Below are 16,424 nucleotides of genomic sequence, written 5' to 3' on the forward strand. Positions count from 1 at the left end.
TCCGCCACCCCGTCTCCGAGGCGACCTTTCCAGCCTACCAGACTGGAATCTTCCCTGCAACCGCGACATTCTCGAACTCCGAAGAAGAACGGGAAGTCCGCCAGACGCAGGACCGCTACTCTACCCCCACCACCCCGGCAAGATCAACTCACCGACCGGAAGGACATTTCGCTCGCCAGCACCGACGCGCTGACCTGCAATAAGTTACGCAGCGCGGCCCGGAAGGTCAAATCGCCAGGTCGCGAGAGTGAACATTCGGCGGTTTCCGCAGGTCGACGGTCGCAGACCTGTACTTTCGGTCAGCTCCCACGACCGTTGGGTCAGTTACCCCGAGGGCGCCACCGTCTTAGCGTCGGAGAATGAGCACCGCCACCGCACTCCCAGCCGCTCTATCTGCGCCGACACGTGGCTTGGTCGTCGAGACCGTGTCCGGCCGCTCGGCACTCGCCGGTTTCCGAGGATCCGGTCGGCTGAGGTGGCGACGATCCGGCGATCTGCTCGAGCTGGCGCACCCCTACGGTCCACGCGACATCAGCGATTCGGTGGTTGTCGGCGAACTCACTGCGCTGGTGTCGGCCGGCGCGATCGCCGGCCAGGAGGAGTTCGAGGCCGCGGCGGTCGAACTCATCACCGGGTGCGCGGCCGATTCGGACGAGGCCTGGGTCGCCTTCTATCGCAACTCAGTCCGGGAACTCCGTGATGGCTCAGTGCCGTTCAGTCCGATCCATCGCCGCGCGCGCGGCCTTCTCGTCGGCGAATCCGTCCTCGAGGTGGGCTCGTGCTTCGGCTTCTTCGCCCTGCAGTGCGCCGGCGACGGATTCGCGGTGACGGCCACCGACATCTGCCAGGGCGCCCTGGACCTCCTCGGGAGCGCCTCGTCGAGCCTGAATCTCCCGGTGACGACCGTCCCGGGCGATGTTCGCCGCCTGCCTTTCACTGATGACAGTTTCGACACAGTGACGATACTGCATCTTCTGGAGCACCTCCCCGCAGACGATGTCTGCACCGCGATCGCCGAATGTTGCCGGGTCGCGCGGAGTCGCGTGGTGGTCGCGGTGCCGTACGAGGATGAAGTGTGTCCCCACTTCGGCCACCTCGAACTGCTCCGCGAGGCCGACCTCCGGCAGTGGGCGCAGGCGGTCGGTGAGCACCGCACGACGATCTTCGCCGACCACGGTGGCTGGCTCGTCATCGACCTGTAGACGAAGACCGCCGTCACTCACCGCCCGGGTCGGCGATCAGATCAGTCCGCGCTTGCTCGCGACGTACACCGCGTCCGTGCGCTTCGAGACCCCGAGCTTCCGGATCACATTGCGGATGTGGAACTTCACCGTCGATTCCGAGATGAACAGCGTTCTGCCGATGTCGGCGTTCGACTTTCCGTCCGCCAGCAGCTTGAGCACCTCGCGTTCGCGGTCGGTGAGATCCGCCGGCGCCTCGTGCTCGCCGGACACGGTGCGGAGCACGATCGCGGCACTGCGCGGGTCGAAGGCGCTTCCGCCCGTCGAGACGGTGCGGATGGCGCGGATCAGTTCGGTGGTGTCGACGTCCTTGACCACGTACCCCTTGGCGCCGGCGCGGACGGCCCGCACCACCAGATCGTCGTCGAGGAACGTGGTGAGCACCAGAGTCGCGACCCCGGGATTCCGCTTGGCTATCTCCCGGATCAGGCGCAGACCCTCGTATTCGGTACCCGCCGTGAGCTTGAGGTCCACCACGACCACATCGGGCGCACAGTGCGCGATCTCGGCCAGCGCGGCGTCGAAGGTTCCGGCTTCGCCGACCACCACCACGTCGTCGTCCCGCTCCAGCAACGACCGCAGGCCTTCGCGCAGCAACGCGTGATCATCGATCAGGACCGTCCGTATCGGTGCGCCCATCAGATCTCCTCCTCCGCCGAGTCGCCGTAACCCGGCGGAACGAGCGGCAACACGGCGGCGATCCGCACGCCACCGAGCCGCGACCTGCGGATACGCAGAGTCCCGCCGAGTTCTTCGGCCCGAGACGCCATGTTCGCCAATCCCCGATGACGGCCGGCCGCCCGGTCTCCGGCCAGTGCTGCCCGCAGAACCGAACGCAGGTCGTCGGGATCTCCGACCCCGTCGTCGTCCACCCACAGCGTCACCCGCTCATCGGTGTAGCCGAAGGTGACGTTCACCCGTTCGGCCTCGGAGTGCACGGCGGCATTGAACAAGGACTCCCCCGCGATCCGCAGCACGGCGTGCTGGAGGTTGCCGGAGAGCTCGCGCGGCCGCCCACGGACGGTCACTGACGTCTGTGTGTCGGCAGGCATGTGCAGGGCGCACAGTTCATCGAGGGTCTCGGCGATGCTGGGCGCCGGTGTCCGCGCATCGGCGAGCGTGTAGATCGCGTTCCGCAACTGCTCCATCGCGTCGCGAGTGAGCCGGACCGCCTTGTCGACGTGGTCGGCGGCCGGACCCGACACCGACGGGCGGCACAGTTCCATCTGCAGCCCGGCCGAGAGAACCGACTGACCGACCGAGTCGTGCAGCTCCCGCGCGATGCGCGCCCGCTCGCCGCCCAAGAGCGCTGTGCGCTGGGCCGCGGACAGCTCGCGCTGGGTCCGGAGCAGTTCCGAGTTCCGCTCCGCGAGTTCCTCAGCCCGACGGTCGGTCTCCGCGAACAGCGCGGCATTGACCATCGCCACGGTTGCCTGACCGGCGAGGATGCGTAGAACCATGAGATCGGCCGGGTCGACGTCGCGGTCGGAGGGCGTCCACGCCGACAGTCCGCCCACCACTCGCCCGTCCAATTCGACCGGCACATGGATGTGGTGCTCGGAGACGATCGGGCCGTGAAGGACATCGCGTTCGCCGCGCAGGACGTCGTTGAGCCGGTTGAGCACCTGATCGGGCAGATCCGTCGGCTCGGTCGCGATCCGGACGCCCTCGAAGGCCATGATCCGCCCGTCCCCCGACGCGATCAGGTGCCGCGGGGTGGTCTTGCCCAACTGACCGTCGGCCAGCGCGAACAGCACCCAGTCGGCGCCGAGATGGTCTCGTACCGTCTCCACCACCGCGACCACCAGTGCCTCGGGCCCCTCGGCGGTCTGCACCAGCGCCTTCGAGATCCCCTCCAACGCGGTCATCACCCGGCTCAGGCGCGCCGCCGTGCCCCGGAACTGCGCGTAGTGCCCGGCTTTGACGGTGCGCAGGCCGACGAGGCTGGCGAGATCCGGTTCCTTCTCGGGCACGGTCACATCGCCTGCCGGTACAGGTCGAGGATCGCGGCCTCCTCCGGCCGCCGCGGGTTGGTGATCATGCACGAATCCGCCAGAGCGTGTGAGGTGAGCAGATCCAGGTCACCGGACCGCACACCGAGGGGCGACAGCGTGTCGGGCATGCCGACCCGCGCCGCGAGCCGTGCGACGGCGTCGGCCAGCCGGTCGGCCACGGCCCGCGGGTCTCCCGACGTCGCCAGCCCGACGGCGTCGGCGAGTTGCACGAAGTCGTCCGCGCACACCACGGCGTTGTAGCGGATGACGTGCGGCAGCAGGACGGAATTGATGGTGCCGTGCGGGGCGTCGCAGTATCCGCCGACCGGGTGGCTCATGGCGTGGGCGGCGCCGAGGATCGCGTTGGTGAACGCCATACCGGCCCGCAGCGACGCCAGCGCCATCTCCTCGCCGGCTCCGGCGTCGCGCGGGTCGTCGACCAGCCGTTCCAGGTTATTCCACACTCCGCTGAGCGACTCGAGCGCGAGCGAGTCCGTGAGCCTGCCGTGAGCCAGGGACACGTACGCCTCGACGCAATGGGTGAGCGTGTCCATCCCCGCCTGCGCGGTCACTTCCGGCGGTGCCGTGGTGAGCAGCGTCGGATCGATCACCGTCACATTCGGCACCAACGTGCGCCCGATGATGGTGACCTTGGTCCGCCGCTCGGGATCGTTGATGATGCAGAACTGAGAGACGTCGGCCCCGCTGCCGGCCGTGGTCGGTACCGCGACCAGCGGCGGCAGCGGCCGCACCGCACGGTCGATGCCCTCGTACTCGAGGATCACCCCGCCGTTGGACGCGAGCACGGCGACGCCCTTGGCCGTGTCGATCACCGATCCCCCTCCGAGGGCGATGAGGCCGTCGGCACCGTGTGTGCGATACGCGGCGAAGCCGTCGGCCACCTCGCCCGCCCGAGGGTTCGGCGTCACGTCCAGATACGACGCCGGACTCAGACCCTGGGCGCGGAGGTCGTCGAGCAGTGCGCCGTACCAGGGCGCGGCCTCAAGGCGGCGGTCGGAGACCACCAGCGGCCGGCGGACCCCGAGCCCGGCGACGGCCACGGCGGCCTCCGGGAACGATCCGGGGCCGAGCACGATCTCCGGCGTGTGAAACTTCGCGACGCTGGTGGTGGCGCGCCGCGGCGTCCGGTCACCGGTCACCGATCACCTCCTGTTCGCCGGTGACGCTACCCCGCTCAGCGCAGCGCCGCGCCGAGTTCATCGCACCGGGTGAGGATCTCTTCACCGTCGCGCGCGCTCACGACACCGGCACAGTGTTCGGCGTAATCGCCTAGCGCACAACCGGTTTGGTTCCAGTATCGGGAGGGTTCCGGCGTCAGCCAGGCCACTCGGTAAGCGCGGCGCGCGATCTCGGCGAAGAGGTCCACCCGGGGATCGAAGGCGTTGCTCCGTCCGTCCCCGACCACCAGCACGCTGGTCCGCCGGGAGAGCAGGTCGCCGAAGCGGTCGAGCACGGCGGCCCAGGTGCGTCCGTAGTCGCTCGTCGCGGCGAGGTCGAGACCGTCGGCGGCCAGGACTGCCGCCAGAGCGTCGTCGGTGTCGGCGGCCCGCAGAGCCGGCGTCACGAGCACCGGATCGTCGACGAAGGCCATCACCTCGCATCGATCGCCGAAGCGGTGCAGGGTCTGAGCGAGCCGCAGGATGAAGCCGGCGACCGGGCGCACCGATAGGGAGACGTCCACGATCACCAACAGTCGCACCGGCCCGGGCACGGTCCGGCGTCGCCACAGGTCGACGGGAATCCCGTCGGTCGCGATCGCCGCGCGCATGGTGGCCCGCATGTCCAGACGGCCGGTGTCGGCGAGTCGGGGAACCCGTCTCGGAGCTCCTCGCATCCGCTGGACCAGCCGATGACAGGCCCGATCGAGATCGGCCTGGTCGCGGTGTTCGACGGCAGTCCCGGCCGGATCGGCCGCCACCGTCTCGATCCGCTCCGACAGTGCGTCGACGAACCGCGCGAGGGCTTCCTCCAGCGCCTCGCGCCGTTCGGCGCCGAGCCCGGCGACCTGGTCGCACGGGCCGTCCTGCTCGTACGCCGTCCGGCCGTCACCCGCGCCGAGGGCGCGCAGCAGACTGGCCGCGTCGGCCAGCGACAGCGCTCCGCCCTGGACGCGCGCGGTGCTCGCGACCAGTTCTCCGACGTCCGCGGCAGCGGCGTGGTCCACGTCTATCGTGTACGTGGCGCCGCTGCTCACGTTGTCCGATTCGGTTGCGACCTGGAGTTCCTCGGTGCCGGACGAGACCGAGAAATCGTCGTCCTCGCGGTGTGAGCTCTCGCCCGTCCGTTCGGCGGCATCGGGATCGTCGATCATCAGATCGCCGATCTCCTCGGTGTGCTCGTCGGCACCGATCATCCGTCCGGCGCCGGTGAAGTCCTCGTCCCAGGCGACGTCGTCGGGCAGATCGTTGACGACGGTCCGCACCTTCGGCCGATCGGCGGCCGTCTCCTCGGGCCGGCCGAGACCGAAGTAGGTCGCGAACGCACGCTCGAACATCGGCTGCTCGTGCGAGTACTTCACGCTGGCGCACCGGAGCCCCGTCCGGAGGCGATCGAGGTCGGCCGCTCCGACGATGTCCATCACACGCCGGATCTCGATCACCTCCGCGGGCGACGCCGGGAGGCCGTGGGCTCGCAGCGTGTGGCCGAAGGCCACGGCGAGACCGTCGAGCACGGTCATCGCCGCGCTCCGGCACCGGACCGGGCCCGGCCGGCACCGAAGGCGGTGGCGGTCCCCGAACCTGTCACGCCCGAACCCGCCGTCCCCGATCCGGCCTTCGCACCCGATCCGAGATCGGACGCGAGGAGCCGTCGCACCTGGTCGAGGTCGGTGCCGAACTTCACCAGCAACGACATCAACGCCGGGTCGCCGTCACCGGCTCGCCGATCACCCAGGAGTGCCGCGGCCCGCGCCGCGTCGATCACCTCGGCGATCGACGGGCTCTTGCGGAGCGGGAGTTCGCGGAGCCGGCGCGCCAGATCGACGACGTCGGCGACCACCGCCTCGGGCACCCCGGGCGCCCGCACCGCCACGATGCGCTGCTCCCGCTCGGCCGTCGGGTACGACACCTGGAAGTGCAGACACCGCCGCTTGAGCGCGGGCGAGAGCTCCCGGGTGTCGTTGGAGGTGAGGATCACCCACGGCGCCGACCGCGCGACGAAGGTGCCGAGTTCGGGAACGGTCACCTGGCGTTCGGCGAGCACCTCCAGCATCACCGCCTCCATCGCCTCGTCCGTGCGGTCGATCTCGTCGACCAAGAGCACCGTCGGCGCCGTGGACATGATGGCCGCGAGGAGGGGACGCGGCACCAGGAAGTCCTCGGTGTACACGCCGACGTCGGTTCGCGCGAGCGCCGACGACGCGGCCGAGAGCGTCTCGTGGGCCGCCAGTTCGTCGCTGATGCGGTCACGGAGCATCTGGACGTGCAGCAGCTGGCGTGCGTAGTCCCACTCGTACAGCGCCCGCGCGTCGTCGAGGCCCTCGTAGCACTGGAGCCTGATGAGTTCCCGGCCCGACGCCGCGGCGAGGGCCTTCGCCAGCTCCGTCTTCCCGACGCCGGCCGGGCCCTCCAGCAGCAACGGACGGTCGAGCAGGGTCGCGAGGTGCAGCACCACCGCGAGGTCCGGCTCGATCAGATAACCCTGCGCCTCCAGCGACGCGGTCAGGTCGTCGACCGTCTCGAACTGCGCGATCGGTTCGCCGTCCCGCGGTTCGGCAGGCACAGGCTTCCTCGTCTTCGTCGTCTCCATCACGGCACGTATCTCCTCGTCCTGCTCGACCGTCGCGATCAGTAGCTTCCGGTCATCGCGTGGCGGATCATCGGAATCTGCGACTCGACCGTGCATTCGCGCGGATTGGCCGGCGTGCACCAGTCCTCCATCATGTGCTCGGAGATGGTGCGGATCATCTCGTCGGAGGTGTCGATCGACGAGCCGCGGCCTTCGTACTTGCCCGTGTTCATCCGGTTCTTCTGGTAGGTGTCGGGGTGCACCGAGCCGAAGTTGTCGGGAATGCCGAGGTCCTTCGACAGCCGGATCGCGGCCTCGACCGCGGCGTCGGCCGCCTGCACCGTCGTCATGTTGCGGGTGTCGACGCCCATCAGCGGAGCGATCTCGGCGAATCGCTCGTACCGCGCCGGCAGGTTGTACTCCCACACGCGCGGCAACGCGATCGCGTTGTTCAGTCCGTGATGCAGGTCGAAGTACGCGCTAACCGCATGCGACATCGAGTGGATCTGGCCGAGACCGCCCGAGTTGAACGCCTGGGCCGCGATGTACTGGGCGTGCATCATGCCGGTCCGTGCCTCCAGGTTGTGGGGGTCGTAGACGGCGGTGGGCAGGTGTTTCGCGATCAGCTCGATCGAGTACTTGGCGTTCCCCAGCGAGGGCGCGAAGTCCAGTCGCGAGACGTACGGCTCACTGGCGTGTGCGAGGACGTCGAAACCGCAGTACGCGGTGAACTCCTGCGGGCACGAGTAGTAGAGCAACGGATCGTCCATCGCCAGATCCACCAGGCAGGTGTCGTCGAAGGCCACCCACTTGTGCGGCTTGTCCATGTCGGAGGTGTCGGTGATGACGTACGCCCACGACGTCTCCGAACCCGTGCCCGCGGTGGTCGAGACCGCGATGTGCTTCGGGTTCTCCTTATTGGTGGCCTTGGAGAAGCCTTCGAACTCGTTGATGTTGCGGCCGTCGTGCGCGATCACCATTCGCGCGCCCTTCGCCGCATCGTGGCTCGAGCCGCCGCCGACCGAGATGATCCCGTCGCACTTCTCCGACTGGTAGCGAGCCGCGGCGTCCATCGCGTTGGTGTCCTTCGGGTTCGACTGCACCTCGTCGAACAGGACCACGTCGACGCCCTGGTACTCGATCTTCCCGGTCAGCTCCTCGATGATCCCGGAACCGCGCAGGCCGGTCGTCATCAACAGCACGCGGGTCATGCCGAGTTCCTTGGCTTCGACACCGAGCATGTCGTGCGCGCCGACGCCGAGCTTCGCCTTCGGGAACGGGTGGAACTCCTTGATCGGGAAGTCCCAGATCTGATTCAGCTCGATTGCCATGGGCTGGTCAACTCCTTCTGTCGGGGATGCGGTGCACCCCGTTGCCGAAACGGTCCCCACCAGCGTGTTCCCCGTCACATCATGGCGACAAGGGGCCCTGACCCGGCGCCGAGAGGATCAGCCCGAGCGGATGGGAGACGCACCTGGCCGTTCGGACAGGTTCTGCGTTGAAGGAGGGCGAACGACGAAGGGCGTTCAGCCGGAGACGCGCTCGATCTTGCCGCCGAGCGCGCTCAGCTGCTCTTCGAAGTTCGGGTACCCGCGGTCGATGTGCTCCACGTCGTGCACCTCGGTGACGCCGTCGGCGACCAGACCCGCCAGCACCAGACCGACGCCGGCACGGATGTCGGACGACCACACCGGCGCGCTCGAAAGCGTCTCGACACCGCGGATCACCGCGTGGTGCCCGTCGGTGCGGGCGTCGGCGCCGAGCCGCACCATCTCCTCGACGAACCGGAAGCGCGCCTCGAAGACGTTCTCGGTGATCATCGACATGCCCTCGGAGACGGCCGCCAGCCCGATCGCCATCGGCTGCATGTCGGTCGGGTAGCCCGGATACGGCAGCGTCGCGGTGTTCACCGCCACCGGCCGGCCTGCCTGCACCACGCGGAAACCGTCGTCGAACCGCTCCACCGTGGACCCCGCGTCTTCGAGCTTCTTCAACACGAGTCGGAGATGATCAGGGTCCACGCCGCGCACCCGGATGTCGCCGCGGGTCATCGCCGCAGCCACTCCCCAGGTTCCGGCGACGATCCGGTCGCCGACCACGTGGTGGCGGGTCGGGCTCAGCGACCGCACGCCGGTGACAGTGAGCGTGGGCGAGCCGACGCCGTCGATTCGGGCGCCCATCTGGATCAACATCTCACAGAGGTCGACGATCTCCGGTTCGCGAGCGGCGTTGTCGATGGTCGTGACGCCCTCGGCGAGCACGGCCGCCATCAGGATGTTCTCGGTGGCTCCCACCGAGGGGAACTCCAGCGCGACCGCCGCACCGGTGAGTTCCTCGGCCTCGGCGACCACGCAGCCGTGCTCGATCGCACTCTGTGCCCCCAGCGCGCGCAGTCCGGCCTGGTGCATGTCGAGCGGCCGGGAACCGATGGCGTCACCGCCCGGCAGGGCCACCACCGCCCGGCGTCGCCGGGCCATCAGCGGGCCCAGCACACAGACCGAGGCGCGGAACTGCTTCACCGCGTCGAAGTCCGCGTGGTACTCGGGCTCGGCGGGCACGTCGATCACCACCACGTCGCCGTCGATCATCACCTCGGCGCCGAGTCCGCGCAGCACGTCCGCCATCAGCGGGACGTCGGCGATCTCGGGCGCATTGGTCAGAACTGTGCGGCCCTCCGCGAGCAGTGCCGCCGCCATGAGCTTCAGAACGCTGTTCTTGGCTCCCCCAACCGTCACCTCTCCCGCCAGCCGTGCCCCACCAGTAACCAAGTAGCGATCACTCACGCACACAGCTTATCGCCGGACGCGTAGGTTGACAGACATGGCAGTCCATCTCACGCGCATCTACACCCGCACCGGCGACGACGGGACCACCGGTCTCTCCGACTTCTCACGAGTCCCGAAGACCGACTCCCGAGTGGTCGCGTACGCCGACTGCGATGAGGCCAACGCGGCCATCGGAGCCGCTCTCACGCTCGCCGCGGACGTCCCGCCCGATATCGCGGAGGTCCTGACCACGGTCCAGAACGACCTCTTCGACGCCGGGGCCGATCTCTCCACCCCGGTCGTCGACGATCCGAAGTATCCGCCGCTGCGGATCGAACCGGAGTACATCGACGCGCTCGAAGCCTGGTGCGACTCCTTCGGCGCCGAGCTCGCTCCCCTGGACTCGTTCATCCTCCCCGGCGGTACCGGGCTGTCGGCGCTTCTGCACCAGGCGCGGGTGGTGACCAGGCGAGCCGAGCGCTCCGCCTGGGCGGCGATCGCCGAACATCCCGACGATTCGTCCGTGCTTCCGGCCAAGTACCTCAACCGGCTCTCCGACCTGCTCTTCATCCTGGCACGGGTCAGCAACGTGCGCGCCGGGGTCGGCGACGTCAAGTGGGTTCCGGGAGGCGACCGGAAGCGGTGAGGAGCGGGGCGCGCCCGGTATCAGGCGGCCGGACGACGCCGCTTGGACCGCTTCGGGGCACGCGCCTCGATCCACGACTGGAAGGCCGTGGAGACCGCCGGGCTCATGCCGATTTCGTAGCGGCCACCGGCACCGGAGCGCCCTATCGACAGCTCGACGATGGCGAAGTCGGCGTCCATGATCTCCAGTTCGGTGCCGACCGGGGCTCGGCGTCCCACGATCTCGATCCGGCGGCGCGAGAGGCTGACGGTGGGGCCCGGACGCAGGGAACTGAGGCGGTAGTACGCGAGGGCGTCGTCGCCGTACTGCACCGACCCGTGCCGCCAGCCCTGATCGGCGTCGGCGGGCAGCGACCGCAGCAGCACCGGAGTCCCGGCGCGCCGGACCTCGATCAGCCGGTAGACGACGCCTGCGGCCACGAACAGGCCGGCCACGACGACGCCGACGATCACCCATACCCACATCGGCACCGCATCAACCTCCTCACATGCAGGTATACACGACCGCGGATGAGCCCTTCCTGAGACGACGACAGCCGCCCTGCAGAGCAGGACGGCTGTCGTCGTCTAAATCACATCTGCTGCGCGCAATGTCGCAGTCTCCCGGTCAGCCCACGGCTTCCGCGGCGCGGACCCGGGACTTGGCCCGGAGGAACTCCGCGCTGCCCTCGTCGGCCGACTCCAGCACCGAGCGCTCGGCGGCGACATCGATGTCGGAGGCGAACTGCGCGTGCTCGGCGAGCACGGTGACCGACTCGCCGGTCACCGACAGGAATCCGCCCTGCACCGCGAACGCGGTCCGGTTTCCACCGGACTCGGTCACGACGACGCAGCCGCCGGGAGCGAGCTCAGCCAGCATCGGAGCGTGGCTCGCGAGAATGCCGAGTTCGCCGACGGTGGTCTGAGCCACGAGGAACGTCGCGTCGCCGGAGTACAGTTCCGAGTCCGGCGAGACGACCTCGAGTCGGAAAGTCTTGTCAGCCATGAGCAGCGACTACTTTCCGGCGATCTTCTTGGCTGCAGCCTCGACGTCGTCGAGCCCGCCGCAGCTGTTGAAGGCCTGCTCGGGCAGGTGATCGAACTCGCCCTTGCACACGCGGTCGAAGGCCTCGATGGTGTCCGACAGCGGGACGACCGAACCCTTCTGGCCGGTGAACTTCTCGGCGACCAGGAAGTTCTGGCCGAGGAACTTCTGCAGGCGACGGGCGCGCGCGACCGTGACCTTGTCCTCTTCCGAGAGCTCGTCCATACCGAGGATCGCGATGATGTCCTGCAGCTCCTTGTACTTCTGCAGGATGCGCTTGACCTCGTTGGCGACGCGGAAGTGCTCGTCGCCCACGATCGAGGCCTCGAGGATTCGCGAGGTCGAGGTCAGCGGATCCACGGCCGGGTAGATACCCAGCTGCGAGATCGGGCGCGAGAGCTCGGTGGTGGCGTCGAGGTGCGCGAACGTGGTCGCCGGCGCGGGGTCGGTGTAGTCGTCCGCGGGGACGTAGATCGCCTGCAGCGAGGTGATCGAACGGCCCTTGGTCGAGGTGATGCGCTCCTGCAGCTCGCCCATCTCGTCGGCCAGCGTGGGCTGGTAACCCACAGCCGAAGGCATACGGCCGAGCAGGGTCGAGACCTCGGAACCGGCCTGGGTGAAACGGAAGATGTTGTCGATGAACAGCAGCACGTCCTGGTGCTGCACGTCGCGGAAGTACTCGGCCATGGTCAGGGCCGAGAGAGCGACGCGCATACGCGTGCCCGGCGGCTCGTCCATCTGGCCGAACACCAGCGCGGTGTCCTGAAGAACGCCCATCTCCTCCATCTCGAGGTGGAGGTCGGTGCCCTCACGCGTACGCTCGCCGACGCCCGCGAACACCGAGGTGCCCGAGAACTCGCGAGCGATACGGGTGATCATCTCCTGGATCAGAACGGTCTTGCCGACACCGGCGCCACCGAACAGACCGATCTTGCCGCCCTTGACGTACGGGGTCAGCAGGTCGATGACCTTGATGCCGGTCTCGAGGATCTCGGTCTTGCCCTCGAGCTGATCGAAGGCCGGCGGCTTGCGGTGGATACCCCACTGCTCGCCGTCGCGACCGGTGCCCGGCGCATCCAGGCAGTCGCCCAGCGCGTTGAAGACGTGGCCCTTGACGACGTCACCGACGGGAACCGAGATCGGCTTGCCGGTGTCGACGACGGCCGCACCGCGGACGAGGCCGTCGGTGGGCTGCATCGAGACGGTGCGGACGACGTTGTCGCCGAGGTGCTGAGCGACCTCGAGCGTCAGGGTCTTCGCGACCGCCGGAAGGGTGACCTCCGCGTGCAGGGCGTTGAACAGGGCGGGAATGGCGCCGCGCGGGAACTCGACATCGACGACGGGGCCGATCACCCGGGCGACACGACCGGCTGTCGCGGACGCGGCCCCCGGCGTATCAGTGACTGCTGCAGTCATTGTTCTTCACTTTCCTTCAGGTGTGTCTTGTGTCGCGATCAGTTCGCCAGCGCTTCGACGCCGCCGACGATCTCGCTGATTTCCTGGGTGATCTGCGCCTGACGGGCCGCGTTGGCCTGACGGGACAGGTTCCTCTCGAGCTCGGTCGCGTTGTCGGTCGCCGCCTTCATGGCGGTGCGACGTGCCGCATTCTCCGATGCCGCCGACTCGAGCAGCGCAGCGAAGATCCGCGATGCCACGTACTTCGGCAACAGCGCGTCGAGCAGTTCCTTGGCCTCGGGCTCGAACTCCACCTCGGCGCTCACCTCGGCGTTGGCGGAGTCCTCGAGGATGTCCTCCCCCATGTTCAACTGCTCGATCTCGAACTCGACGTCGATCGGCGCCATCCGGCGCACCACCGGCTTCTGCGTCAGCATCGACACGAAACGCGTGTAGACGATGTGCAGTTCGTCGACGCCCTCGATCTCGCCGCCCTCGGGCAGCGCCACCGACTCACCGGATCCGGCCAGGAAGGAGTCCACGAGATGGTGAACCGCGTCGGCGCTGTCGGAGAACTTCGGCTGCTGGGAGAACCCGGACCAGCCGGCGGCCACCGGACGGTCACGGAAGGTGTAGTACCCGATGCCCTTGCGGCCCATCACGTACACGACCGGTTCCTTGCCCTCGCTGCGGAGCAACGAGAGGAGTTCCTCGGTCTCCTTCAGCACGTTCGAGTTGTACCCGCCGCACTGACCGCTGTCGCTGGTGACGACCAGGACCGCGGCGCGGCGCGGGTTCTCCCGATCGACCAGCAGCGGGCTGTCGAGGGACGTGGAGGCGTTCGCCAGCGTCGTGACGACCCGGGTGATCTCCTGGGCGTAGGGACGGGCGGCAGCCACCCGTGCCTGAGCCTTGGTGATCCGTGAGGTCGCGATCAGCTCCTGCGCCTTCGTGATCTTCTTCGTCGATTGAATCGACTTGATCCGTGAGCGCAGCTCCCGAATGGTTGCCATGTTACTTCAGCTTCTTCGTCACTCGGATCGTCTCGGACTCGACGTCCTCGGGCGCCAGCGGGTCGGCCTCGACCTCGACGACACGGCTGCCGTCAGAGGCGATGAAGCCGGCCTTGAAGTTGTTCGTGGCGGTCGCGAGTGCGGCCTTGTCCTCGTCGGTGAGCTTCTTGCCGCCGGCGATGTTGCTGTACACACCGGAAGCGGTGTGCCGCAGATCGCCGAGGAGCTCGGCCTCGAAGCGGCGGATGTCGGCCACCGGCACCGAGTCCATGAAGCCCTCGCCGCAGAGGTACAGCGAGACGATCTGGTCCTCGACGGCGACCGGGCTGTACTGATCCTGCTTGAGCAGTTCCACCCAGCGGGCACCGCGCTCGAGCTGTGCCTTCGACGCGGCGTCCAGGTCCGAGGCGAAGGCCGAGAAGGCCTCCAGCTCACGGAACTGCGCGAGTTCCAGACGCAGCGACCCGGAGACGTCCTTGAGGCCCTTGGTCTGTGCGGCGCCACCGACACGGGAGACCGAGATACCGACGTTGATCGCCGGGCGGACGCCCTTGTTGAACAGGTCCGACTCGAGGAAGACCTGACCGTCGGTGATCGAGATGACGTTGGTCGGAATGAACGCCGAGACGTCGTTGGCCTTGGTCTCGATGATCGGCAGGCCGGTCATCGATCCGCCGCCGAGCTCGTCGGACAGCTTGGCGCAGCGCTCCAGCAGGCGGGAGTGCAGGTAGAACACGTCACCGGGGTACGCCTCGCGGCCCGGCGGGCGGCGCAGCAGCAGCGAGATCGCACGGTAGGCCTCAGCCTGCTTCGACAGGTCGTCGAACACGATCAGGACGTGCTTGCCCTGGTACATCCAGTGCTGGCCGAGGGCCGAGCCGGTGTACGGTGCGAGCCACTTGAAGCCGGCCGAGTCGGACGCCGGAGCGGCGACGATGGTGGTGTACTCCATCGCGCCCGCCTCTTCGAGGGCGGTCTTGACGCCCGCGATGGTCGAGCCCTTCTGACCGATGGCTACGTAGATGCAGCGGACCTGCTTCTCCGGATCACCGGTGGCCCAGTTGGCCTTCTGGTTCAGGATGGCGTCGATGCAGAGCGCGGTCTTGCCGGTCTTGCGGTCGCCGATGACCAGCTGACGCTGGCCGCGGCCGATCGCGGTCATCGCGTCGACGGCCTTGATACCGGTGGCGAGGGACTCCTCGACCGGCTGACGCTCGAGGACGGTGGCTGCCTGCAGTTCGAGGACGCGGTCGCCCTCGGACTCGATGGCGCCAAGTCCGTCGATCGGCGAGCCCAGCGGGTCGATGACTCGGCCGAGGAACTTGTCGCCGACCGGGACCGACAGGACGTTGCCGGTGCGCTTGACTTCCTGGCCCTCTTCGATGTTCTCCGAGTCGCCGAGGATGACGGCGCCGACCTCGTCCAGGTCGAGGTTCAGTGCGACGCCGCGGATGCCGCCGGGAAACTCCAGCAGCTCGTTGGCCATGGCACCCGGAAGGCCGCTGACGTGAGCGATGCCGTCGCCGGTGTCGGTGACGGTGCCGATCTCTTCTCGCGAGGCCTGGTTGCCCACGTCTTCGGTGTAACTTGCGATCGCGCTCCGAATTTCATCGGAGGAGATGGTCAACTCCGCCATGTTCCTGCTCTTCCTGGCTTTCTGGTTCTTGGTCTTGGGAATCGATTGTGGTGACGTGCGATGGTGTTACCGCAGGCCGCGACGCAGCGTCGCGATCTTGCCCGAGATGCTGCCGTCGATGCGTTCGTCACCGACACGCACCACGACGCCGCCGAGAAGCTCGGGATCGATGTCGACGTGCAGGGTGACGGGTGCCGAGTAGATCTCGGTGAGCTTGGCCGCGAGCGCGTTGCGCTGATCGCTCGACAGCTCGCCCGCGCTGGTGACGTAGGCGACCTTGCGGCCGTTGCTCGCCGCGGCGAGCTGCGACAGTTCGTCGACCGCGTCGCCGGGGAGCTCCTCGGTGGTCGCGACCGCGTTCACCGCCAGCCGCTCGGTGATGGTGTCCACCTTGCCGTCGATCAGCTTGCGCAGCAACGCGGTGCGATCGGCGGTGCTGCGTGCACGATCGGACAGTGCCTGCTCCAGAGCCGTGTCGCCCTTGATCACGCGTGCGAGGCGGAACAGCTCGTCTTCGACGGCATCGGACTTGCCCGCGTCCTTGGCAGCCAGCAGCAGAGCCTCTCGGCCCAGCCGGCGGAGGCCTTCGACGAGGTCGGCATCGCTTGACCACGCCCGCGCCGCCGTCGAGGAGACGATGGAACGGGTGGCGTCAGAGACCTTGCCGGTCAGGACCTTGTCGGCCACTGCCGCCCGGGTGTCGGGCGCAGTGCTCGAGTCGGCCAGCGCGATGCGCAGCGAGCGGTCACCACTGACGGCGTCGGACACCGACAGCAGTTCCTCGCCGACAGTCACCGCATCGGTGTCGGACGATGCGGAGGTTCCACGAAGGACGGTTTCCAGCTCAACGCGGGCCCCTTCGAGGGCTTCGCGGCTTGACGCTGCGTACATCTAGCTACATTCCTTGTCTAGGCGGACCCCGCCTGGGTGTCGGCTTGCCTCGGATGCGGCGGAGCGAGGGACG

At 68.2% G+C, this 16,424-nt stretch carries 15 protein-coding genes; 2 read left to right on the top strand and 13 right to left on the bottom strand.

Annotated elements, in window-relative coordinates:
* Positions 1-359 precede the first annotated feature (359 nt).
* Complete coding sequence (gene mftM / locus GSI01S_RS09780) at positions 360-1,202, top strand: mycofactocin oligosaccharide methyltransferase MftM (RefSeq protein WP_039867425.1); 843 nt, start codon at positions 360-362, stop codon at positions 1,200-1,202.
* Between the two features lie 36 nt (positions 1,203-1,238).
* Here mftM and GSI01S_RS09785 read toward each other — a convergent pair whose 3' ends face one another.
* The 7 genes from GSI01S_RS09785 to murA form a co-directional block, all read right to left on the bottom strand.
* Positions 1,239-1,880, bottom strand: a complete 642-nt coding sequence (locus GSI01S_RS09785; protein WP_006896388.1) for a MadR family response regulator transcription factor — start codon at positions 1,878-1,880, stop codon at positions 1,239-1,241.
* The gene (locus GSI01S_RS09790; RefSeq protein WP_006896389.1) at positions 1,880-3,214 is read right to left on the bottom strand and encodes a MadS family sensor histidine kinase; all 1,335 of its coding nucleotides are present in this window, start codon (positions 3,212-3,214) and stop codon (positions 1,880-1,882) included. The genes GSI01S_RS09785 and GSI01S_RS09790 overlap by 1 nt, the downstream gene beginning before the upstream one ends.
* A 2-nt stretch (positions 3,215-3,216) precedes the next feature.
* Entirely contained in the window at positions 3,217-4,395 is a 1,179-nt protein-coding gene (locus GSI01S_RS09795) for an iron-containing alcohol dehydrogenase (protein WP_006896390.1), read from the bottom strand.
* Between the two features lie 35 nt (positions 4,396-4,430).
* A complete protein-coding gene (madC, locus tag GSI01S_RS09800; RefSeq protein ID WP_006896391.1) occupies positions 4,431-5,933 on the bottom strand; it encodes a MadC family VWA domain-containing protein in 1,503 nt (500 codons plus the stop codon).
* Positions 5,930-6,976, bottom strand: a complete 1,047-nt coding sequence (locus GSI01S_RS09805; protein WP_006896392.1) for a MadB family AAA-type ATPase — start codon at positions 6,974-6,976, stop codon at positions 5,930-5,932. The genes madC and GSI01S_RS09805 overlap by 4 nt, the downstream gene beginning before the upstream one ends.
* A 65-nt stretch (positions 6,977-7,041) precedes the next feature.
* Positions 7,042-8,313, bottom strand: a complete 1,272-nt coding sequence (mdo, locus tag GSI01S_RS09810; protein ID WP_006896393.1) for an NDMA-dependent methanol dehydrogenase — start codon at positions 8,311-8,313, stop codon at positions 7,042-7,044.
* A gap of 195 nt (positions 8,314-8,508) precedes the next feature.
* Positions 8,509-9,765 carry a UDP-N-acetylglucosamine 1-carboxyvinyltransferase gene (gene murA / locus GSI01S_RS09815; RefSeq protein WP_006896394.1) on the bottom strand — a complete coding sequence of 419 codons (1,257 nt, stop codon included), beginning with the start codon at positions 9,763-9,765 and terminating at the stop codon, positions 8,509-8,511.
* 37 nt (positions 9,766-9,802) lie between these two features.
* Between murA and GSI01S_RS09820 the strand changes: the two genes are divergently transcribed.
* On the top strand, positions 9,803-10,393 hold the full coding sequence (locus GSI01S_RS09820) for a cob(I)yrinic acid a,c-diamide adenosyltransferase (RefSeq protein ID WP_006896395.1): 591 nt from the start codon (positions 9,803-9,805) through the stop codon (positions 10,391-10,393).
* Between the two features lie 20 nt (positions 10,394-10,413).
* Here the strand turns inward: GSI01S_RS09820 and GSI01S_RS09825 are convergent, their stop codons facing one another.
* The 6 genes from GSI01S_RS09825 to GSI01S_RS09850 form a co-directional block, all read right to left on the bottom strand.
* Positions 10,414-10,863 (bottom strand): DUF2550 domain-containing protein, encoded by a 450-nt coding sequence (locus GSI01S_RS09825; protein WP_006896396.1) that lies wholly within the window; start codon positions 10,861-10,863, stop codon positions 10,414-10,416.
* 136 nt (positions 10,864-10,999) lie between these two features.
* Positions 11,000-11,377, bottom strand: a complete 378-nt coding sequence (locus GSI01S_RS09830; RefSeq protein ID WP_006896397.1) for a F0F1 ATP synthase subunit epsilon — start codon at positions 11,375-11,377, stop codon at positions 11,000-11,002.
* Between the two features lie 9 nt (positions 11,378-11,386).
* Positions 11,387-12,832: a F0F1 ATP synthase subunit beta gene (gene atpD, locus GSI01S_RS09835; RefSeq protein WP_006896398.1), complete on the bottom strand. Its 1,446-nt coding sequence runs from the start codon at positions 12,830-12,832 to the stop codon at positions 11,387-11,389.
* Between the two features lie 38 nt (positions 12,833-12,870).
* Positions 12,871-13,824 (bottom strand): F0F1 ATP synthase subunit gamma, encoded by a 954-nt coding sequence (locus GSI01S_RS09840; RefSeq protein ID WP_006896399.1) that lies wholly within the window; start codon positions 13,822-13,824, stop codon positions 12,871-12,873.
* Between the two features lies 1 nt (position 13,825).
* Positions 13,826-15,460, bottom strand: a complete 1,635-nt coding sequence (atpA, locus tag GSI01S_RS09845) for a F0F1 ATP synthase subunit alpha (protein ID WP_006896400.1) — start codon at positions 15,458-15,460, stop codon at positions 13,826-13,828.
* 66 nt (positions 15,461-15,526) lie between these two features.
* The gene (locus GSI01S_RS09850) at positions 15,527-16,351 is read right to left on the bottom strand and encodes a F0F1 ATP synthase subunit delta (protein ID WP_006896401.1); all 825 of its coding nucleotides are present in this window, start codon (positions 16,349-16,351) and stop codon (positions 15,527-15,529) included.
* Between the last annotated feature and the right edge of the window lie 73 nt (positions 16,352-16,424).

This window comes from Gordonia sihwensis NBRC 108236 (genome assembly GCF_000333035.1).
Taxonomy (GTDB): Bacteria; Actinomycetota; Actinomycetes; order Mycobacteriales; family Mycobacteriaceae; genus Gordonia; species Gordonia sihwensis.